The 21,225-nt window shown below is 34.8% G+C and carries 26 protein-coding genes; 2 read left to right on the top strand and 24 right to left on the bottom strand.

Annotated features, from left to right (window positions below):
* Nucleotides 1–8: 8 nt before the first annotated feature.
* The 20 genes from nusB to HMPREF9402_RS03300 form a co-directional block, all read right to left on the bottom strand.
* Nucleotides 9–488: a transcription antitermination factor NusB gene (gene nusB, locus HMPREF9402_RS03215; RefSeq protein WP_006785565.1), complete on the bottom strand. Its 480-nt coding sequence runs from the start codon at nucleotides 486–488 to the stop codon at nucleotides 9–11.
* Between the two features lie 145 nt (nucleotides 489–633).
* Nucleotides 634–1,005 (bottom strand): Asp23/Gls24 family envelope stress response protein, encoded by a 372-nt coding sequence (locus HMPREF9402_RS03220; protein WP_006785564.1) that lies wholly within the window; start codon nucleotides 1,003–1,005, stop codon nucleotides 634–636.
* Nucleotides 1,006–1,142: 137 nt separating this feature from the next.
* Nucleotides 1,143–1,976: a Cof-type HAD-IIB family hydrolase gene (locus HMPREF9402_RS03225; RefSeq protein ID WP_006785563.1), complete on the bottom strand. Its 834-nt coding sequence runs from the start codon at nucleotides 1,974–1,976 to the stop codon at nucleotides 1,143–1,145.
* A gap of 99 nt (nucleotides 1,977–2,075) precedes the next feature.
* The gene (locus tag HMPREF9402_RS03230) at nucleotides 2,076–2,282 is read right to left on the bottom strand and encodes a hypothetical protein (protein WP_009606454.1); all 207 of its coding nucleotides are present in this window, start codon (nucleotides 2,280–2,282) and stop codon (nucleotides 2,076–2,078) included.
* Between the two features lie 172 nt (nucleotides 2,283–2,454).
* Nucleotides 2,455–2,625 carry a hypothetical protein gene (locus HMPREF9402_RS14450; RefSeq protein WP_009606431.1) on the bottom strand — a complete coding sequence of 57 codons (171 nt, stop codon included), beginning with the start codon at nucleotides 2,623–2,625 and terminating at the stop codon, nucleotides 2,455–2,457.
* A 124-nt stretch (nucleotides 2,626–2,749) separates the two neighbouring features.
* Complete coding sequence (locus HMPREF9402_RS03235; RefSeq protein WP_006785561.1) at nucleotides 2,750–3,271, bottom strand: amidase domain-containing protein; 522 nt, start codon at nucleotides 3,269–3,271, stop codon at nucleotides 2,750–2,752.
* A 104-nt stretch (nucleotides 3,272–3,375) separates the two neighbouring features.
* Nucleotides 3,376–4,302 carry an ATP-binding cassette domain-containing protein gene (locus HMPREF9402_RS03240; RefSeq protein WP_006785560.1) on the bottom strand — a complete coding sequence of 309 codons (927 nt, stop codon included), beginning with the start codon at nucleotides 4,300–4,302 and terminating at the stop codon, nucleotides 3,376–3,378.
* Nucleotides 4,302–5,063, bottom strand: a complete 762-nt coding sequence (locus tag HMPREF9402_RS03245) for an ABC transporter ATP-binding protein (protein WP_006785559.1) — start codon at nucleotides 5,061–5,063, stop codon at nucleotides 4,302–4,304. Before HMPREF9402_RS03245 ends, HMPREF9402_RS03240 begins: the two co-directional genes overlap by 1 nt.
* Entirely contained in the window at nucleotides 5,060–5,371 is a 312-nt protein-coding gene (locus HMPREF9402_RS14740) for an ATP-binding cassette domain-containing protein (protein WP_006785558.1), read from the bottom strand. The genes HMPREF9402_RS03245 and HMPREF9402_RS14740 overlap by 4 nt, the downstream gene beginning before the upstream one ends.
* Before the next feature lie 16 nt (nucleotides 5,372–5,387).
* Nucleotides 5,388–6,305 (bottom strand): oligopeptide ABC transporter permease OppC, encoded by a 918-nt coding sequence (gene oppC / locus HMPREF9402_RS03250; RefSeq protein WP_229040076.1) that lies wholly within the window; start codon nucleotides 6,303–6,305, stop codon nucleotides 5,388–5,390.
* A complete protein-coding gene (locus HMPREF9402_RS03255; RefSeq protein ID WP_006785556.1) occupies nucleotides 6,305–7,801 on the bottom strand; it encodes an ABC transporter permease in 1,497 nt (498 codons plus the stop codon). Before HMPREF9402_RS03255 ends, oppC begins: the two co-directional genes overlap by 1 nt.
* 85 nt (nucleotides 7,802–7,886) lie before the next feature.
* The gene (locus HMPREF9402_RS03260) at nucleotides 7,887–9,932 is read right to left on the bottom strand and encodes a peptide ABC transporter substrate-binding protein (RefSeq protein ID WP_006785555.1); all 2,046 of its coding nucleotides are present in this window, start codon (nucleotides 9,930–9,932) and stop codon (nucleotides 7,887–7,889) included.
* 464 nt (nucleotides 9,933–10,396) lie between these two features.
* On the bottom strand, nucleotides 10,397–10,597 hold the full coding sequence (locus HMPREF9402_RS03265) for a hypothetical protein (RefSeq protein ID WP_006785554.1): 201 nt from the start codon (nucleotides 10,595–10,597) through the stop codon (nucleotides 10,397–10,399).
* Between the two features lie 69 nt (nucleotides 10,598–10,666).
* A complete protein-coding gene (locus HMPREF9402_RS03270) occupies nucleotides 10,667–11,047 on the bottom strand; it encodes a hypothetical protein (RefSeq protein ID WP_006785553.1) in 381 nt (126 codons plus the stop codon).
* Between the two features lie 71 nt (nucleotides 11,048–11,118).
* Nucleotides 11,119–11,892, bottom strand: a complete 774-nt coding sequence (gene murI, locus HMPREF9402_RS03275; RefSeq protein WP_006785552.1) for a glutamate racemase — start codon at nucleotides 11,890–11,892, stop codon at nucleotides 11,119–11,121.
* A gap of 86 nt (nucleotides 11,893–11,978) precedes the next feature.
* Nucleotides 11,979–13,226 carry an MFS transporter gene (locus tag HMPREF9402_RS03280; protein ID WP_006785551.1) on the bottom strand — a complete coding sequence of 416 codons (1,248 nt, stop codon included), beginning with the start codon at nucleotides 13,224–13,226 and terminating at the stop codon, nucleotides 11,979–11,981.
* A gap of 120 nt (nucleotides 13,227–13,346) precedes the next feature.
* Entirely contained in the window at nucleotides 13,347–13,922 is a 576-nt protein-coding gene (locus HMPREF9402_RS03285; RefSeq protein ID WP_009606440.1) for a hypothetical protein, read from the bottom strand.
* The gene (locus HMPREF9402_RS03290; protein ID WP_009606463.1) at nucleotides 13,919–14,557 is read right to left on the bottom strand and encodes a helix-turn-helix domain-containing protein; all 639 of its coding nucleotides are present in this window, start codon (nucleotides 14,555–14,557) and stop codon (nucleotides 13,919–13,921) included. Before HMPREF9402_RS03290 ends, HMPREF9402_RS03285 begins: the two co-directional genes overlap by 4 nt.
* Nucleotides 14,558–14,633: 76 nt before the next feature.
* Nucleotides 14,634–14,945, bottom strand: coding sequence for a hypothetical protein (locus HMPREF9402_RS03295; protein WP_006785549.1), 312 nt, complete (start codon nucleotides 14,943–14,945; stop codon nucleotides 14,634–14,636).
* A gap of 12 nt (nucleotides 14,946–14,957) precedes the next feature.
* A complete protein-coding gene (locus tag HMPREF9402_RS03300; RefSeq protein WP_006785548.1) occupies nucleotides 14,958–15,611 on the bottom strand; it encodes an FMN-dependent NADH-azoreductase in 654 nt (217 codons plus the stop codon).
* A gap of 530 nt (nucleotides 15,612–16,141) precedes the next feature.
* Here HMPREF9402_RS03300 and HMPREF9402_RS14745 point away from each other — a divergent pair.
* Nucleotides 16,142–16,510 (top strand): phosphatase PAP2 family protein, encoded by a 369-nt coding sequence (locus HMPREF9402_RS14745; RefSeq protein ID WP_229059681.1) that lies wholly within the window; start codon nucleotides 16,142–16,144, stop codon nucleotides 16,508–16,510.
* A 49-nt stretch (nucleotides 16,511–16,559) separates the two neighbouring features.
* On the opposite strand, the gene HMPREF9402_RS03310 is transcribed toward HMPREF9402_RS14745, so the two are convergent.
* A complete protein-coding gene (locus HMPREF9402_RS03310) occupies nucleotides 16,560–17,021 on the bottom strand; it encodes a GNAT family N-acetyltransferase (protein WP_009606472.1) in 462 nt (153 codons plus the stop codon).
* 22 nt (nucleotides 17,022–17,043) lie between these two features.
* Entirely contained in the window at nucleotides 17,044–17,463 is a 420-nt protein-coding gene (locus HMPREF9402_RS03315) for a methylglyoxal synthase (protein WP_006785545.1), read from the bottom strand.
* A gap of 647 nt (nucleotides 17,464–18,110) precedes the next feature.
* Between HMPREF9402_RS03315 and HMPREF9402_RS03320 the strand changes: the two genes are divergently transcribed.
* Complete coding sequence (locus HMPREF9402_RS03320) at nucleotides 18,111–18,911, top strand: HAD family hydrolase (RefSeq protein ID WP_009606455.1); 801 nt, start codon at nucleotides 18,111–18,113, stop codon at nucleotides 18,909–18,911.
* Between the two features lie 204 nt (nucleotides 18,912–19,115).
* Here the strand turns inward: HMPREF9402_RS03320 and HMPREF9402_RS03325 are convergent, their stop codons facing one another.
* Both HMPREF9402_RS03325 and HMPREF9402_RS03330 read right to left on the bottom strand, forming a co-directional pair.
* Nucleotides 19,116–19,607, bottom strand: coding sequence for a GNAT family N-acetyltransferase (locus HMPREF9402_RS03325; RefSeq protein WP_006785543.1), 492 nt, complete (start codon nucleotides 19,605–19,607; stop codon nucleotides 19,116–19,118).
* Between the two features lie 79 nt (nucleotides 19,608–19,686).
* Nucleotides 19,687–21,186 (bottom strand): carboxypeptidase M32, encoded by a 1,500-nt coding sequence (locus HMPREF9402_RS03330; protein ID WP_006785542.1) that lies wholly within the window; start codon nucleotides 21,184–21,186, stop codon nucleotides 19,687–19,689.
* Nucleotides 21,187–21,225 lie beyond the last annotated feature (39 nt).

The following is a 21,225-nucleotide window of genomic DNA, read 5'->3' on the forward strand; positions in this document are numbered from 1 at the left end:
CTCACACCCTATGCAATATGTTTACTAATTTGATCTAAAACTTTATTGTTAAAGCTACGTGCTTTTCCATCTCCTGTATCTGAGAATTCTTTCGTTAACTCTAACGCCTCATCAATAACAATTTTCTTTGCTGTGTCTTGACAATATTTCATTTCATATGTCGCAAGACGTAAAATAGCTTTATCTACTTTATTTAAACGTGATAGACTCCATCCACGAAGGTTATCATTAATGATTTGATCTAACTGCTCTTTATGTGTTAATACCCCGTTAACTAACTCAAAATAGAATTCATCTAATTTAAAAGTTTGTTCCATTTGTAATGCTTGATGAGGTGTCACTTCTTCGGCCATTAATTCAATCGCCTCTTCTTTTAAGCTTTCCACCATTAATTCAATATTTTCAATGGCTTCTTCACGTGTCAGTTGCCCCACTTCCATTTGATATAATGTTTGTACTGCAAATTGACGTATAACATGACGAATCACAAAAATCCCTCTTTCTATTCAAATCTTCTAAGTTGCTACTTTTATATTGTATACTATTTTCTACAATTTCAACTATATATCTTATCACATTTATGAACAAAACGTAGAAAAAAATAAAATAAACCACCAAAAGTGGTTTATTTTACTAGTCAAAATCAATCGATACGACATGAACATAAATTTCATGTGTTTTAACTGATGTCATATGATAAATCATTTGATGAATATTTTTCTGAATTTTTTCAGCCACCTCATTAATGGTATATCCGGCTTTAATACTCACATAAACATCAATCGTTAACCCTGATTCATCAAATTCTACTTCAACACCATTACGATGTTTTTTACTATTAAAAGTATCTGCGATGGATTGTGAGATACTTTCAAACATTTTTGAAACACCTTCAATTTCTGCTGTTGCATTATGTGCAATCACTTCAAAAACTTGTGAATGGATTTCAATACTTCCAATTTCTTGATTTGGTTCATCGATTCGATAGTATTTCGAAACCGCCATAAACATCCTCCTCCACTACAACGCGTTACTAATATAATACTATAGTTTATGCACTTGTGCAAATAGTATCCATTTCTATCCTGTATTTTTCATCTCTGCTAAAAAGGCTTGGTTTAAGATTAACCAAGCTCTTTTAATTATTGATTATTTTGATGATAACGCTCTTGTAAATATAGGGCTATGGCATCTTCGTTGTGATGACCAATCACACCTGTCGCAATTTTTTTAATCTCAGGAACCGCATTTGCAGGAGCATATGCTTCATCCGCCTGTTCAAACATTGGTAAATCATTTAAATTATCTCCGAATCCAATGATTTTACTAAAGTCTGCATATTTTGCTAACGCTTTGATTCCATTTGCTTTTGAGGCATTTGCACTATATAATTCCATATAGCCAAATCCCTCTGTACGTGTTTTATAATATGTTGCACTCACACCCTCAATGAATTGAATTTGACGATAAGCCTCTTCGATTAACTCAAGCTTATCAAAGACTAAAATATTTACGATTTGTTCATCTTGAATATATGGTGTAAAGTCTTGAATTTGTTTAAATGTTTTCAATGGTTTATCACAACGACCTAAATAAAAGTCTTGTGCGACTTCATTGTTAATTTCACGGTAATAAACACTTAATTGATCATCCTTAATTCCATAAATCATCGGCTCTAGTTTTAAGCTATCAAAAACGGCTAAAACAGACATTGTGGTATCTTTTGCTAAATCCACAATCTCCAAGTATTTTCTATTTTTTAAATCGAAAATCCCCACGCCATTCATAATGGCAATTGGCATTTCAATCTTTAATCCTTCTAGTAAATCAATAACAGTCGCATGTGTACGGGCTGTTGCGACGGTAAACTTCACCCCTTTATCTATTAAATCATTGATAATTTGGCGTGATGTCTGTGAGACTTCGCTTTGCTTATTTAATAAAGTCCCATCTAAATCTGATACAAATAATTCCATGTCCTCACCCTTTCTTCATGTCGTCAATTTTTATTATACTAGAAAATGACAAAAAAACGCTATGACCAATCTCATAGCGTTTTTTGCTATTTCCTCGCTTTAATGCTTATGTGAACAATGGCATCCTGACTCTTCTTGATCACCCTGTGATTCTTTTTCAGTTGGGTGATTGCAATCGGCTACTTTATTCGTTGATACCCACTCATTACTAAACTCGGTTTTATCGTGATACTGAGTAGCTTTAGCAGCTGCTTTTTGCCCTGCCCATTGATTATTACCTTCACATTTTTTCGCTTTTTGACTCATCATTAACACCTCACATTTTCTTGTCGAATCTCGACACTCTTATTATTTGTGTCTAATTCAAAAAAATGTCTGTTAATTTCATGTGAATCTTCCATTTTCAGAGTTTACACATAAAAAAAATGAGACCTCTATCTGTCTCATTTTTCTTGCCAATTTGATAAATTCTAACTAACTAGCGGCAATTATTTTTAGTATTTGATTGAGAAGCTAATTTGTTTGTTTGGTTTTTTGCATTTGTATTGGCAAAGTCATTTGCGAATTCTACATTTGCATTTGTTTGGTTTTTAGCTTGTGCATTTGCTTGGTTTTTTGCATTGTTTTTTGCATTGTTATTATTTCTCATGATTAAGTCCTCACTTTCAAAATCTTGTCGACTTGGTCGACTATAGTATTATGACTTTATCTCACGAAAACATGTATGAATTCAATTTGAAATATCTTCAAATTTCAATAAAAATAATCCAAAATTACCAATCATAATAACCTACTATTTTAATAAAACTTAAAATTCCATCTTTTTGAGACAACGGAAAATCTAATAAGTCATATGAGTGTTGACAAACTAGATAATCAATCAATTGACCATTTTTATCAAAAACACGCGCTGTGACCATCATGGTATGAGTAATTTCACCATTCACTGTTTTTTGGACTAAATCTCCAAGTTCTAACTCTTCATATTGACAAGGTTTTGCATAAATCCCATAATTCTGTGATAATTCTCTGTTATTATTCAAGATGTAGTTTTTCAAAGGTCTCGCTGAGGTCCAGGACGGAGTTCGAGACTGGTCACTATACCAGTACCATTTTTGTGTAACATCTCGCCCATTCACATCAAAAGGAATTTCTCCTGCATGTAAACATTGTGAAATAAAATTGGTACAATCTCCTCCATAATTTTCATAATCATGGTAGAGTGGATTGCGTCCTAATGCCCATTTTCTTGCATAATCAATGGCCTTTTGCCGATTATATTTCTTTAGTTTCAATCTTATCCCCCCTTCTTTACTATATCGTATTCCCTCTTCTTGTAATTGTTAAAAGCAAAAAAAGTCAGCTACAAACACATGTAACTGACCTTTAAGACGACCCTTTATTTAACTTTAGCATTCTTTTTATATTCACGCGCTTCCGCTTCATTTGCCCATACAAAGTGTCCTGTTTTAATTTCAGTCCACTTAGGTTTATCAACCGTATAATCATGCTCTTCGCCTGTGTAGACAATTAATTGCTTATTTTTTTCAAGACGAGGATCGGGAATTGGAATCGCTGATAATAAAGATTTTGTATACGGATGAAACGGATTTAAAAACAATTCTTCCGCCTCAGCTAACTCTACAATGCGTCCTTTATGAATAACCGCAATTCGATCAGAAATAAATCGTACCACTGATAAATCATGCGCAATAAATAAATATGTTAAGCCTTTGTCCTGTTGTAATTTTTTTAGTAAATTTAACACTTGCGCACGAATTGAAACATCTAGAGCCGAAATCGGCTCATCCGCAATAATAAACTCTGGCTCCATGACGATTGCACGGGCCATTCCAATTCGTTGGCGTTGTCCTCCTGAAAATTCATGAGGATAACGCGTGGCATGCTCTGGAAGTAATCCTACGGATTCAAGTGCTTTAATAACTTTTTGTTTCCGATCTGCTTCATTTTCATACATCCCAAAGTTAATTAATCCCTCGGAAACAATGTAATCAACGGTCGCACGTTCATTTAATGAGGCAGCGGGATCTTGAAACACCATCTGAATATTTTTAACAATGTATTTATTCATATCTCGCGTAATTCGTCCATTAATTTTTTTCCCATTAAATAAAATTTCACCTTTTGACGTGTCGTTAATACGAATAATCGCACGCCCAATGGTTGTTTTTCCTGATCCAGATTCTCCAACTAACGAGAAGGTTTCTCCTTTATAAATATCAAAATTCACATCTTTTACTGCCACAAAATCTTTAAATTTAATTTCTAAATCTTTGACCGATAATAAAACTTCACGTTCTCTCATTAGTTCACCCCTCCGTTTGCGCCCTCTCCATAAATTGCCACGAGTTTTTCATGTAAATTTTGTAACGTTTTTGGCATTTCCGTTTTTGGCGCACGCTCATCACGTAACCACGTTTTAGCAAAATGAGTGGGCGTAATTTCAAAAAATGGTGGTTCTTCTTCGAAATCAATTTGCATCGCAAACTGATTTCTTGGGGCAAAGGCATCTCCAATAATCTCATTATAAAGTGATGGAGGCGTTCCATTGATAGAAAAGAGCTCATTTCCTTTAGTTCCAAGTTGTGGTAATGATGAAAGTAACGCCCATGTATACGGATGCGCTGGCTCATAGAAAATTTCTTCAACCTCTCCATATTCAATAATTTGCCCTGAATACATCACAACGACGCGATCTGCTACATTTGCGACCACACCTAAGTCATGCGTAATATAAATCGTTGTAAATCCATACTCAGCTTGCAAATCTTTAATTAACTGCAAGATTTGTGCCTGTATCGTGACATCAAGAGCCGTTGTAGGTTCATCACAAATTAATATTTTAGGTCGACAAGCCAAAGCAATGGCAATGACAATCCGTTGGCGCATTCCCCCTGAATATTGATGCGGATAATCTCCAAATCGTTTTTGTGCATCTGTAATTCCAACACGTTTCATTAAATCGATGGCTTTCGCTTTTGCTTCTACTTTATTTAGTTTTTGATGCTTAACGATTACTTCTGCAATTTGAGAACCAATCGTTCGAACCGGATTTAAAGACGTCATCGGATCTTGAAAAACCGTTGCAATTTTAGCCCCACGAATGCCATCCCATTCTTTATTTTTTTTAGTTTACTAATATCTTGTCCTTCAAAGAGGATTTCTCCTCCAACAATTTCCCCATTAGATTCAAGCATTCCAGTAAATGATTTAATTAAAACTGATTTTCCTGAACCTGATTCTCCTACAATAGCTAAGGTTTCACCTTCATATAAATCAAGTGAAATGCGACGAATCGCATTTAAACGTCGATCACGAACTTTAAATTGAATTTCTAAATCTTTTACTGATAAAACGGTCTTTCTTACACTCATGTTTACACTCCCCTTTCTACATGTGTGTACGTGGATCTGATGCATCCGCTAACGATTGTCCAATCACATATAACGAAACTGTCACCACTGCCAACACTAAAACCGGTGCCCAAAATAAATGCGGATATCCATTAAAATAATTCGCGTATTTACTAATCATACGTCCTAAAGATGGCGTATCTACTCCAAGTCCGATACCTAAATAAGAAAGCGTTACCTCTGTTCCGATTGCACCTGGAATATCTCCCGCTACAATGGTCATAATTACTGAAATTAAGTACGGTAAAATATTGCGTGTCACTAAACGCCCAGTCGGCGTTCCTAAACATTTTGATGCTAAATTGTACTCACGATCCCGAATAATCATCACTTGCGTTCTTATAAAATAAGCTGTTCCTAACCATCCAGTGACACACATTGCAAACACAAGTTGCCAAAATCCTCGACCAATCGCATACATCAGTACGGTGACAATTAAAATATATGGAACACTTGAGACAATGTTATATACTTCAAGCATAAATTTATCAACTTTTTTCGAAAATCCCCAAACAGCTCCGACGAAAACACCCACGACTGTATTAATTAATGTCACGATAAATCCAATGATTAACGATGTTTTCGTTCCAGCCCAAACGACATCCCAAACAGAATTTCCAACATCATCAGTCCCAAATGGATATTGGGCGCTTGGTCCTAAAAAACGCATTGAAGCATCATTAATATTAGGAACGATTTGTGGATCATATCCTGATAAAATCGGTTGAATCAAAGCAATTAATGAAAAAACAATCACCACAATTAATAAAAAAACCGTTGTTTTTTTGGCAAAGAAGGCGCGTGATACAGAACGCCAATATGAGTAAGCTGGTGCTGCAATATGTTCAGATGCTTGTACATCTATTTTGACAAATTCAAATCTTGAATCGCTCATCATTTACGTCCCCCTTTTTCATGTAATGTAATACGTGGATCAACAAGTGTTAACAACCAGTCCCCAAGGAAGGTTGAGAAAATGGCTAACGTTGTAAATAAGAATGTAATTCCGATGACCATTGAATTATTATAAACATTGATAGAATCCGGTAAAATTTTCCCCATCCCAGGTATACTATAGACAGCTTCCGTAATTAATGCCCCTGAAATACAGAAAATAACCGCCGCTGGAAGTCCATGAGCAATAGGACCGATTGCATTTCTGAAAATATGTTTAAAGAAAATTTCATTTTCTGATAATCCTTTAGCGCGTGCAAACTTCACGTAATCCATGGTCGTTTGATCAATCATATAACGTCTCATCCACATCATACGTCCTGCTACTGACATTAAGGTAAGCGAGATAATCGGTAAGATATATGATTTTGGGTTACTTGAACCAAGCATTGGAAACATTCCTGGTAAATCAGCATATTTACTCCCTAGGAATCGAACTAACACAATATAAGCTAAACCTGGAATCGAAATCATGAAAATGATATACCATTGACCCATTTTATCAAATAGTTTTCCTTTATGATTCGCCATTTGAATCCCAAGTGGAATCCCAATGATATACGTCAAAACAAGCGAGATAAATCCGATGGTAAATGAGATTTGAACCATTGATGGATCCGTTTTATTCGTTTTACAATTTGCATAATGATCTACGAATTGCTTTTGATCAATATTATCTAGTGTATCTTTATATTTACACGTATATAAATTTAATGCTGAATTTGCTTTATTTCCATTTGGTAAGGTGATTTCTTCTGTCTTTTTAGAGCCTTGTGTTTCAGAAATGACATCTAATATCTCTTGGCCATTATACGTTGGATAAGATGTTCCTAAACTAAAGGTGATGAAGTTTTGATGAATAAATGGAAAATTCCCATCAAAATAAATTAAATATTTACTTTCACATCCTGTACACATCACAGCAGGACGATTATTATGATCTTTTCCAATATAAACTTTACGTTCTAAATCAGGATTATTTTCTGATTGCACTTTGTACGGATGATCAAAGCTAATTAGATTCCCCCACCAATTTAGCGCACGTTGTAAAATTGGAATGTCTCGTGTCGCAAAAGCTTGTCCTGATTCTGTAAAATATTGAACCTCATATCCTTCTTTTTCACGTAAAGCTACATAATCTTTTGTTTCTTGTGACTCAGGTAAAACACAGTTACTATATTCCGTTGTTGCGGCTCCATATAACTCTTTACAATAATCTTGAATGGTATCGTATTTTAAATAACCCAACTTTTCCCATTGAATATTCTTATAGTTTGCATAATCGTCTGGTCTTTTTTGGATTTTTTCGATATTACTGTCCGAAAAGAACACACGATCACGCGGGATAACTGAGTAAATTAAGGTGAAGACAATTGTGATAACCATGAAGATTGAAAATAGCGATCTTAAAAATCGATATAGCATGTATCGTTTCATTAACATTCCCCCTTTATTAAATTTTCTATATGCAAAAAGATTAGGGCATCGCCCCAATCTTTAAAGCGCATATAGACTAGTCAAACTATTGACCTAATTTACTTTCCCAATCTGCTTTTAACGCTTCACGTTCTTCAACCGTAATGACTTCATTAGAAACTTGCATTCCTTTATATTTATTATCAGATAAACCATACGCTGCGTAAGGTTGAGTATAAGGAACAACACGAGATACCGCATATCCACCACCTTGTGTAATATATGGAATAAGAATAGCATTTTCTAATAAGTAAGCTTCTGCTTTTGCATATAATTCATAACGTAAATCTAAGTCATCAACGATAGCCTCTGCTGCATTTTTTAAGGCTTGGAATTCGTATAATCCAATCGCTTCTTTAACTGCTGCATCGTCTCCAACTTCTGAACCTGTCCAGTTTAATCCAAAGTATTTTAACATATCTCCACTATCTGGATCGACGATGTCCACATAAGTTTTAGGATCACCATAGTCTGGTCCCCAACCTGCTCCAATGTATAAGTCACAGTTCATTTGATCGGCTGTTTTAGACGCTGCCATATTAGTAGAATCTGAAATAATTAAATTAATTTGAACATCCGACAAATTAGCCTCTACTGTTGCTTTATAAGCTTGTGCCGCACGGAATCCTTTTTCTGATTCACCATTAACAATCACATCTAATTGAACTGGGAATTCAACGCCTTGTGCACTTAACTCTTCAACCGCCTGAGCCATATATTGAGTCGCTAAATCCGTATTATAGTAAGCTAATTGTCCATCTGATAAGTCAAATCCAGCTGGATATTCCGTTGGATTTGAAGCTGTTAAAGCAGCTGATACCAATTCACCATACGTTTGACCTTGACTATTTAATAAGAAATCAGGTTGCGTTAAGGTGTTACGTAAACGACCATATTTTAAATCTTCTCCTACATATTGAGAATTCACGGATGAAATATCAGATGCATACATAATGGCTTTACGGAAGGCTGTATTTTGTTTGGCTAATGCTGTATCTGCTTTTTGTTTATCCGTTTGTGGCGAAACATCAACTGATGAATCTAATGGAGACGCATATTGATTGCGGTCAAAAATCCATGAAATCCAGAATGATGTTGAGGTGGTACGAGAAATGAAGATATTATCTCCATATTTTTCTTTAGCTGATGCATAAATAGCAGCGTTATCTGTATAAACTGGGGCTGATGAGAACTCTCCTTTATCAAATGATGTGAATAAGCTATCTGGATCTGAACCATCATAGTAAACTAATTTTACATTTGGAATATAAACATGTTCAGCATCCCAATAATCAGGGTTTGCTGTGTATTCAATGACTGATTTTGAGGTAAAGTTACTTAATAAATAAGCCCCGTTGTATAAAATTCCATCAGGTGCAACTTCCCCAAATGAACAGCTAGATGGTTCTGCAGCACCTAATTTACATCCTGTTCCTTTTGACTCTAGGAATTCTTGGTTAACTGGCATTAAAATTGAATAAGTTGTAATCGTGTGAAAATATGGCGTTGGGGCCTCCAGTGTATAAACTAATGTATAGTCATCCACTGCTTTAATCCCTACTTCTTCCCACTCTACTTCTCCATTATAATAAGCATCTAAATTTTTAATGGTATATTGAACTAAGTATAAGGTTTGTGAATCAAATTCAACGGCATGTCGTAAACCAGTGACGAAGTCATGAGCTGTCACCTCAGCGTATTCAACTCCATCGTCTGTCACCCATTTGACACCTTCACGAAGATGAAACGTAAATTCAGTTGCATCATCATTTACTTCATAGCTTTTTGCCAATGCTCCAACTAAATTTCCATAACGATCATGTTCGAGCAACCCATCTACAAAGTTAGTCGTATGTTCATTATCAACTGCTTGAAATGAATACACATAATCAAATGTATCAGGATCAGTACTATAAACGTAGTTATAATCATTACGATACACGTCTGTTGTTTCGGTACTTCCTGTCCCTTCATTTTCTGTTGATGTATTAGTACTTGGCGCTTCTGTATTACCTGCAGTATCATTACTGTTACTACATCCCCCGGCAACTAAAGCACAACAAGTAGCTAACCATAAATAATTCTTATTCATATATGGTCCCTCCTTATTTCATCACGACTTAGTTTGATGTGATGTTATTGTGTATTATATTTCCAATTATTGCTAAAGTAAATAGTTTTTACCAATAAAAGTGTTTTCATGTGTAAAAATTGTGACTTTATCGTGTCATAGTTGTGTCAAAAAGAAGTCTTTTTTTTATAATTAACGCTTATTCAACATTAAACTTTCATTTCTTTCACTTAACTTATCCCCGAGATTACGAAGATACCGAGATTTTTAGGCATATTTCTAACCCTTTCACTTTTAAACTTAATCTTTCATTCTTTTAATCATTATTATATAAAATGACAGCGTCGAAAAAAGAGGGATTAACGCTTTTCAGATTTAATCTTAATAAGTGTTATTTTTCAACATATCATATAAAAAAACCATAAAATCAGATGAGTTCCATCGTCATTTATGGTTCATTATTTCATTTTAATCGTTTTAACCTTTTATTTTTTAGGTTCATTCATTAACATTTGTTCCCCAATCTCAACTAAACGTTTGGTAATCGTTCCTCCTGCTTTAGCAGATAATAATGCTTGTTGTGCTTCTTGATCTAAAAAATGATCTTTTGGAGCAAACTCAGATCCAAATTCAACATCCATTTGATTTTTAGTGTGATTAGCCGCTTGATGACTATAATGTCTCATGATGATCACCTCCGATAAGTATAGTATACCCTTACCATCATGAGTTCATGAATGAAAAAACTGTTAATTTTAACCACTCTGCTTCATCGTCTTTAGCTCTTGTTCAAGCGTTTCGATTCTTTTGACTAATTGTTCTAATGTCTCTTGAAATTGTCTCAATTGCTCAACACTCATCCCGTCTTGATTGGATTGATTCGATTGACAAAAGGGATTATCCACATTAAAACTATCCGGAGTAAAATACCGACCAGGTCCTTGTTGATAATACTGTTGTTGTGCATTATATGTTAAAATGGCCTGTCCAACCAACTGAAGCCAGTTTCCAACCGCATTTTGGACATTTAATGGAATTTCATTGGCAATAACATTTCCGAGTAATTCTCCAACTAAAATAAATAATTCAGGATTAACCGATTGAAAGTCCATTTCATCACCACGACTTTTCTTCATCTTTTCTTTCAAAACCTTAAAATCTTAGTCTAAAAAAAGATATGATAAAAGTCACAAAGATATACCAAAACTTAAGACGCTATTTGATTGAGAATACGATTAAATCCTTTGATTTCATTCGCTTCGGTTATTTCTCTTCCCGATTGATAAAATGTCACCGTCGGTGTTTTAGACGTCTCACCTTTCATCGTATCAATTATATTTGCTAAATGAGTCACCGTTCCAACACTTCCATCAATCAACTCGATGCCTGGTTCAAAAACCTCTTTAAAAGATGACGCAAAGAGCGGAAAATGCGTACATCCAAGGACGATCGCACCATAATCTGAAATCTGATAATCAACTAATTGTTTTTTTAAATACGGAACAACCGTTTCGGGAGAAAAATCAAACGATTCCGCAAAACGAACTAAATCAGGTAATGGCAATAAATCAGTCACATGTGATTGATCTAATCGTTCAATTAAATGATGTAGTTTTTCTTCTTTTAACGTTAACGGTGTTGCCGTCACAAGCACACGTTTTCCGCTTTCTTGAACCCATTCAATAGCCGGTTTAACTGCTGGTTCCATCCCAATAATCGGAATTTGATATTTCTCTCTTAAGTCATTGACTGCAATACTAGTCGCTGTATTACAGGCAATCACAATGATATCTGCTCCTTTGCGCACTAAAAATTCAATGGCTTCAAAGATATAGCCACGAACCTCTTCCTTTGGCTTGGGTCCATAAGGTGCGTGCAACGTGTCAGCATAGTATAAATAGTCATGATGTGGTAATCGTTTTAATGCTTCACTTAAAACGGTTAAGCCTCCGATTCCAGAATCAAAAAAACCTATTTTCACATTTGATCCCTCCAAAGTGCTTGATCTTGATTACATGATTAGCATTATAACATGAATCCACTCTGACTGACTACCTTCAGTTCATCTTAAAGTTGTTTTAATGTTTTCCATTCCTTCATCAAATAAATAGAAAGAGCTAAAAAAAACAAAGAAAAGAGATAGATCATAGAAATTCCAACATAATCAATGAGGATCCCGCCAAACATCAAGCTAAGCGGTGAAGTAATCGATGAGATCATCGTAAATAAAGACATGACACGTCCATAAAATTCTGCTGACACAACACGTTGCAATGAAGCCATGACTGGGACATAAAGTAACACATTAATCGCACCTGAGATAATAAAGAGAATAAATAAGAACAAAAAGAATCCCAGATACGGAATGCGCCCTAATTCAAGCAATTCAAATAACGCCCACTGTATCCCTACACAAATTATTAGCGTCCATAGTGATTTTTTTATGGTTTCATTTGTTTTTAAAACTTTTTCTTTTGAGACCCATAGCGATCCTAAAATCCCTCCTAGCGCCATCGCCACATATAAAGCGGATAAATACATTTCATTCACGTGAAGATGCTCATTCATTAAATAGGGAACTAATACCGATTGAATAGGTCCTAGTGCCAAGTTTTTAAAATTCAAAATAATGAGCAACCATAAGATGGCTTTATTTTGACATAAAATATAGCGACACCCTTCTTTTAAATCGGTTAAGACATGACTTTCTTGTGCTCGTTTTAGTAGCTCACTTTCATCTAATTTAATAAATAACTCCGTGATTCCTGACATAATAAATGAAAACCCATTAATAAAAATAATCACAATAGGTCCAAGCCAACTGTATAAAATCCCTGCCAGCAGCATTCCAAACACATCTTTAATGCCGTACATTAAAGACATTAAAGAATTCGCTTTGACTAGTTGCTCTTCTTCTACAGTTAGTGGAATAATCGCCTGTGAAGCTGGACCAAATAAAGCCCCATTTATCGAACTAATGACTGAACTTAAGCAAAGACAAGCCATGATGATATTCACATGATCCACGGTTAACATCACGAGCCCACAAAGTAAGATATTAATTCCTCGAATAAAATCTGTGAAATAAATCACTTTAACGCGTGGAATTCGGTCAACCATGACACCCCCAAACGGAGCTAGAAGTAACCACGTTACTCCACCGATCGTTCCATATAGTGACAACATAAAGGCTGAGTGTGTTAACTCTAAAATATAGAGTCCAATGGCAAAATTGAACAACACATCTCCTACACTTGAAACTAATGCGCCTAAAAATACTAATCGAAAATTTTTATTTTGTCTAATTAAATCCATTTCCCCTCACCTCGCTTCACATTATAAACCATTTTACTGATCCTATCACTAGCTTAGCTTTGGGAAAAACGGACGCTATCTTCACCCTTAACACCCAAAATTGTTGACTTATTTCTCAACCTAGAGTTGTTGTCGTTTTAGTAAACCTACTACCTCTTTATATTGGCGTTTTGAAGTGTAGTATTCTTTTAACAAATAAAAAATCCATTCATCGATTAATAGAAAACGGCGATGCGTTGTTTGATACTTTTGAATTAATGATGATAATTCATCTTTTTTAAATACACCACCTGTGACACAAAATCCAATTAATAATATGGCCGCTCGCATTTCTTCATGACATCGTTTTTCGATATTTTCAAAGTCTTTCACTGTTTTCGCTTCAAAACATTCAATTAAAATCAAAACCGGCCATGTTGCTTGAAAGTGTTGTTGAATGTTTGCTATTTCTTCTAAACTTTCACTCACTTTTAACGATTCTTGACGTGTGTAGTGGATAAAAGCCTTGCAAAGAAGTGGCGTCAGTGTCAAATCGAATCGATTCATTTTATGAGCATAGGCACCTGAACGTTCACACAATTCAATGGCTTGTTTAAAACTACCTGTTTTATACGCAAGCATCGCTTCAAATTCATATATCCCTGATAAACTGACTAAATTTCCTTCTAAAACATAACGCCGTTTTGCTTCGCTCACGAACTGAAACGCCTGATAAAACTGGCCTTGTTATAGCTAACATTAGCAAGCATTTCGTACAAACGGCCAGTTTCAAGCTCTTGTTTTGCAAGTTCAAAAAATTGTTTAGCTAATTCATAGTCTTGATGATAATAAAGCAGGTCAATTCCTTGATATAGGTAATATCTAAAGCGTTGTGTTTTGTTTAACAACGGCTTAACTGACGTTAAAAGACGATACGCTTCTTCAAGACATTCACGTTCATCTGTTGCACAGTAGTGAGCGAGTTTAACTAAGTAATAATCGAGTATTAAAGGCGAGTGAATTAATTTTAATTCCTCTTGTTCGAGATGTTTAAAAATCTCTTTTGATTGAACAAAGCCATTAAAATTTAATTCTTCAAAAAATTCTTCAAAACGATCCGTCATGACTTTGATAAAGTCAGGACTCGCCACGTACTCAATTGCTAACTGTTCAAATAATAATTCAATCATTTCTAGTGAAGGCATCACTTCCCCATTTTCAATCTTACTTAAATAAGAGGAAACACAAATCCCTTCGCATAAGGCCGCTTGAGACATCTTTTGATTTAAACGATTTAATTTGATTAAAGACCCTACAATTTTCAATCCCTCTTTATTCACTAATGATTCCATATTCATTGACTCCCTACCTTTCACGGTCTTCATTATATCAAAAAAAGTTGGAACTCATAAGTTCCAACTTTTTTGGTTATTTATATAAGCTAATGAAGCGTTTCCAACCTTCAACCACTTCTGCCAGTGTTGGATAATGCTCTTTTGTAATCCCTGGCGTTGCTTCATCATTTTGATAAACAAAATCAACATCGTACCCTCCACCATCAGGGAATGTCACCACACAATGAATATATTCTTTAACTTTTAATTCATTCGTTAACGTAATGGCCACCGTTTCATGGCCTTCTTTACTTTCAAAATAATTTTCATCTACTTTAATCTCATCATAAAGTCCTTTAAAATCAAGTTTAAATTGTTGAACCGTATCATCTAATTTAAATTGCATATGTTAAACCTCCTACTTTTCAAACGTCAAATGTTTGACGATCTCTTCTATTTTATTTGTTGCTTTTTCGATTGCTTTTTGTTTTTCTTCTTCCGTTGTTCCAGTTCCATCAACGAGTAAAGACTCGAACTTTTTAATTCCCATAAACTTCATCATATCTTCGATGTAATTTAAACCTTTATTGAAAAATGGGCTTAAAATAAACGGAATCGATGCTCCAGAAGACTGGACATAGATCACTGAACGTAACTTATCATCAAGTAATCCTTTTGGAAGGTGTCCTTCGAATGTAATGGTGCGTCCGACTTGAATAATGCAATCCATATACTCTTTTAAAGGAGCTGGAAACGATAAACTCCACATCGGAGCAGCCATAACCACTACATCAGCCTCAACAAATTGGTCACATAATTTCACAATTTTATGGACTTCTTCTTGTTCTTTTTTAGGTAATTGATTAATGGCCTCTTGATTAATCATGCAGTTACGAGACTCAAAATATTGGGATTCAAGTCTTGGGACATGAACCTCATACAAGTCCAACTCTTCAAGTTGGAAATCATGATAGGTTGCTAAAATTTGATTTACGAGCCGACGTCCAACCATTTTACTTGCCGACTCATTTTCTGGTTTAGAATTAACTGTTATATACAATAACTTTTTCATCAATACCCCTCAATTATTTTTTAAATTTTTAACACGACTACAACAAAAGTGTCAAAATATCGCTTAGGTAAAAAACTAAAAAATTTGAGATATTTTAAGTCATTTAAGAGAACGAAATAGTTTATACTATAACCATTCCATCCTAAGCATCAAACATTCTGACAGAATTAGTTTGTATCTAAATTTCAAAATTAGACCTTTTAAGGCTGACTATTTTTCAAAAAATCTAATCTTGAAAGGAGTTCCCGATGAAAAAATTCCACTTTACCCCTAAGAGTCGTCTCTTATTGATTATTTCTATTCTCAGTATCCTTTTTTTCTTTTCTTTAGCAGACTATATCTTTTCACATGATTTGACTCCCATCCAAATCCAAATTTATCACATGATGACCTCTATTCGATCGCCTTTTTTTAATTTTATCCTCATCAGCTTAACGAAGTCAGCTAATCCTCTTCCTATTTTGTTTGTCACGGGTGCTAGTTGCCTTATGTTTCTTCTCTTCAAAAAATATAAAGAAAGCTTACTATGCATGTTCACAGTTCTAGCCTTAACATTGAGTAATCTACTATTAAAACTTCATTACATGCGAGAACGTCCAACCTTTGAACATTTAATTGATGAAAGTGGCTACAGTTTTCCAAGTGGTCATTCCATGATGAGTTTTGGCATTGCAATTCTTTGTAGCTTCTTACTTTATCAATATTGTCAAAAGCGTTCATGGGCCCATCTCCTTAGTTTTTTTAGCTTTTTATATGCTTGTTTAATTGGATTTAGTCGAATGTATGTAAACGTCCATTTTTTAGGTGATGTTTTGGGTGGCTTTTTGGCTGCATCATCTCTTGTTTGTTTGATTCTATCGCTTTATTGTGGTTTCTTTTCTTTTACTAAAAGTCAATAAAAAACAGGAAACCAGTAACCGGTTTCCTGTTTTTGTAAAAAAAATATAATTATTTTTGTTCTTGAAGCACTTTATAATAAACGTGTGTTTTTTTACGACTAATATACTGATCAAGTTCCTGCCACCCGTTTCGGCGATAATAGTCCGTTTTACCTGTTGTTAAATATAATTTTTGATATCCCATCAACTGTGCTTGATGTCCAACATGATTTAATAACAACTGCCCATAATTACGTCCTCGATATGCCTCATCAATATACAAAGACGTCACCCATGGATAAAAATTACGACTGGTTACCACGTCATGTGTGACTAATCCACAACATCCAATAACCTCATTATCTTGAAGTAGCACATAGAAATTTCCCATCTCTTCATCCCCAAGAGATACTTTTGTAATCATATCAAAAAAATTTGATGCTTGATTATTTCCATTCCAAACACGATGAATATAATCTAACGCTTCTTGTGTTCCTACTGGACTTTGTTTGACACTTACAATTTGTAACATTTAACATCCCCCTAAATTTATTTCACGAACCGTGTATTTTTCTTAAAGTTCGCCAGTCTAAATCCCCCTGATTTAACGCCTTAACAAAGATTTCTGCTGAAGCTAAATTAGTCGCAATCGGTACATAGTGAACATCACACAATCTAATCAGTGCTTGAATATCGGTTTCATGGGGTTGCGGTGTTAATGGGTCTCTTAAAAAAATAACAAGATCAATCGCTTCCGTCACAATTAAAGAACCGATTTGTTGATCTCCCCCAAGTGGACCCGATGCCAGTTTATTCACTTTCAAATTTGTCCCCGCTTCAATTCTTCCACCTGTTGTTCCCGTTGCATATAAGCCATAGTTTTCTAAAATGTGTTCATAGGCGTAACAAAAGTTTACCATTTGATCCTTCATTCGGTCGTGTGCAATTAAGGCTACATTTAATTTCATGGTCATTCATCACATCTTCCTTCAATCTATTACTTTTCACGTGACAATATTACCATTTATATATATTTTTTCCAAGTGTTTTTTTAGAATCACTTTTAGTCAAAATACGACATTTTTTTTACATGAATAAAACTATTTTATTTTTTAGTTTATTTTTTACTATTTTTTACATATAACCTGAGCTTCCCGTGATTTGTCCGACTTTTTAACGAGGATAAAATTTTAGCTCGATCCTCCTATGTCAAAGTAGACTGTGCCTGAATAAATGACAAGATGACATCTTTTCCCCGGAGGTTATCGAGTGATAAAGGGTACTTTATGTGATTGAAAACCATTTAATCTCGGGATAAAGAGCACAAAATTCTTTCGTCAATGATTCTACCTCAACATGCCCCAATAATCGTGACAGTTGGATTCAAGTTTTAACCAATGAATTCAATAAAAATAGCTAACATTAAAATAAGCCTATTGATTCCCTTAATATTTAAAACGTCCCTCACCATTAAATATCCGGATTGGATGCTTTATTTAATCGCAAATGACGTTTGAAAAACTGAAACAATTTATTCATTTCATCATCCTTCTACTTGTTTAAAATCATGTCATCCCCTACAATAGGCACATAAACATGATCAGTACTGGGGGGACCTTTCATGATTAAATTAATTGCGACAGATATGGATGGAACACTATTAAACGAAGCGGGACAGCTTCCAGATGGATTTATCGATTTATTAAATCGCCTGTTACAAAAAAATATTTGCTTCGTCATTGCAAGTGGGCGATCTTATTATGATTTAAAAGACTTTTTTAAAGAAGCCACACCTTATCTTGATTTCATTTGTGACAACGGAGCGTTTGTGGTGAGCCGACATCATCAACGACAGATGAGCTTATTAGAAAAAAAAGCGATTGATGACATCTTGCTGCAATGTGAATCCATTACCCATATCAAGGTTATTTTATCTGGTCCAAATGGAATGTATGCAACACCATGCGAAAACGAATTTGAAGAGATATTAGCGCACTACTTCTCTAATATCCAGGTGGTCTCTAATCTTCAAGACATCCACGATCCCATTCACCGCATCTGTATTTGTGATTTAAACCATCCGTTGCAAAACAGTTATCCCATTTTAAGCAACCGATTTGGTTCACATTTTAAGGTGACTCTCTCGGGAGATATTTGGCTCGATATTACCAACCTTGAAGTCAACAAGGGAAATGCCTTGTCTAAAATCCAATCCTTATTACACATTAATCAAGACGAAACCATGGTCTTTGGTGATTATTACAATGATATTGAAATGCTTAAAGTTGCTAAATATAGCTTCGTGATGGCAAATGCCAATGAAGATATGTTTTCACACGGTAACTATATCGCAAAAAGTCACAATGAAAATGGCGTTTGTGAAGCCATTAATGAGTTCATCTTTAAATCAAAACTCAAGTGAGGGTCTCACTTGAGTTTTTTATTACATTATTCTAACTTCATAATTTTGTTCGGAATAGAGAACTAAATCCTATTTAAATTCATTCCTAAATTTATTCTTATGACACGTTATTTTCTCATGTAATCTGCGAACTAAATTTCCGATCTAATTTCAATGTTTTTTCAAATTTTTAGGTTCATTTTTTTATTAAACTTTATTAAATGATTAATTATTTGATTTACACATGACCTTAAAGCGAATTTGCTCCACTCTATTTCTTGCTTCAAACGTTCCTACTTCATAAAAACCAACTTTTTGATACACTTTAATTCCTCGTTCATTAAAATCAGCAACCGTCAATCTAAACTTTTTGGCTCCTAGTATTTCTTTGGCATATTGCATCCCTAACTCTAAAAAGGAGGCTCCATATCCTTTTCCACAAAGAAGTGGATTCATTCCCAGTCCGATATCAAGATAAGTCTCATCCGCATAAAAACCTAACAATTTCCCACTTGTAACTTGTGCCGATGGTCCATAACAAAAAAATCCAACTAATCCATGTTCTTGATCTTTCACGACATAATACGAATCTTCTAAAAATTCATGGATACAGGCTTCATCGCCTTCTAAGTTATACCAATCATAAGGCTCACTATATTTCCAGACAAAAATTTGAAATGCATCTTGTTCTGTCATTTTCTCAACTTTCAATTTCATCTGATCACCTCAACAAAAAAACTCCAATCATAAGTCAAAAGGCTCATCATTGGAGTATATGCAACAAAAGACGATTTAATTATAATTTATAAATCTTTGAATACTTTTCATTTAAATAATCGAGAAAATACATCGGATTCAACTTCTCACCCGTCACTTTTTCTACCAGTTCGCTTGGTGAATACAGATTTCCTTGTGAATGAATTTTCTCTTTTAACCACATAAAGACTTGACTTAAATCTCCCGCTTCTAATTGTTCTTCAACGTTAGGAATCTCTTTTTTCATTTGATGATAAAATTGTGCACCATATAAATTTCCGAGTGCGTAACTTGGGAAGTATCCAATTAATGCTTCTGACCAGTGAACATCTTGCATGACACCTTCTGAATCATTTGTTGGCGTAATTCCTAAATATTCTTCATACTTTTGATTCCAAAGAGCAGGAAGTTCATCCACTGTGACTTCTCCACTCATCATTAATTTTTCGATTTCGTAACGAATAATGACATGTAATGAATACGTGACTTCATCAGCTTCTGTTCGAATTAAAGAAGGTTTGACAGCATTAATCATTCCATAGAACTCTTCAAGGGTGGTCCAACCATACTCAGGAAATAATTCTTGCAATTTTTTATAATAACCTTTCCAAAATGGCAAACTGCGCCCAATGATGTTTTCGTAAAAACGAGATTGAGATTCATGAATTCCCATAGATGGCGCCTCATCTAAACCATAATCGGAAAGTTCATGTGGCATATTTTGATCATAAATTGCATGTCCACCTTCGTGAATCGAACTAAATAAACCACTCTCAAGATTATCTTCATAATAATGTGTTGTAATTCGAGTGTCTCCGATTCCTAGAGAGGTCGTGAATGGGTGTTCAGTTTCATCGATTCGACCTGCTTCATGATAATCATATCCCATCATGTCTAAGACTTGATTCGTCAATTTTTCTTGTCTTGCTTTATCAAACTCCCCACTTGGATGTAGTTTAATACACACACGGCTTTCTTTAATTTGATTTAATAACTTAACTAAGCCATCTCGTAGCGGTGGAAAAATACGATCCAACTCCTCTACCGTCATTCCCTTTTCAAAATCATCTAGACACGCATTATAGATATGTCCTTCATACCCCACACACTCTGCCTGTTTAATAACTAAATCAATGACTTTTTGCAAGTACGGTTTAAAGATACTATAATCTTGTTTTTCCTTCGCTTGTTTCCAGTATTGGCCTCCTTTAGAGGTTGCTACCGTTAGATCGCGTTGTAATGATTCGGGAATTTTTGTATTTTTTTCAAATGAATCTTTAAAAAAATCAACTAATTTCTGCTCGACTTGCATTAAATCACTTTCATTTTCTAGAGCATTTAGCGCACAACCAATACGTGTATCTGTCGCTAACTTATGATGCTCAACCGATAAATATCCAAGTACCTCACTTCGATACTCAATCCCTTTGACTGGAGCCATGACTTCCATATCCCAAGAGAGTACCCCCATCGCTGATTCCAAATATTTCATCGATTTTAAATGTTCTTGTAAAAAATGAATGGCTTCTTGTTTCGTCATTGTATTTTCCTCCTCCTCGATTCCTTTGATGTGACATAT

This window comes from Turicibacter sp. HGF1 (assembly GCF_000191865.1).
In the GTDB taxonomy this organism is placed as follows: Bacteria; Bacillota_I; Bacilli_A; order MOL361; family Turicibacteraceae; genus Turicibacter; species Turicibacter sanguinis.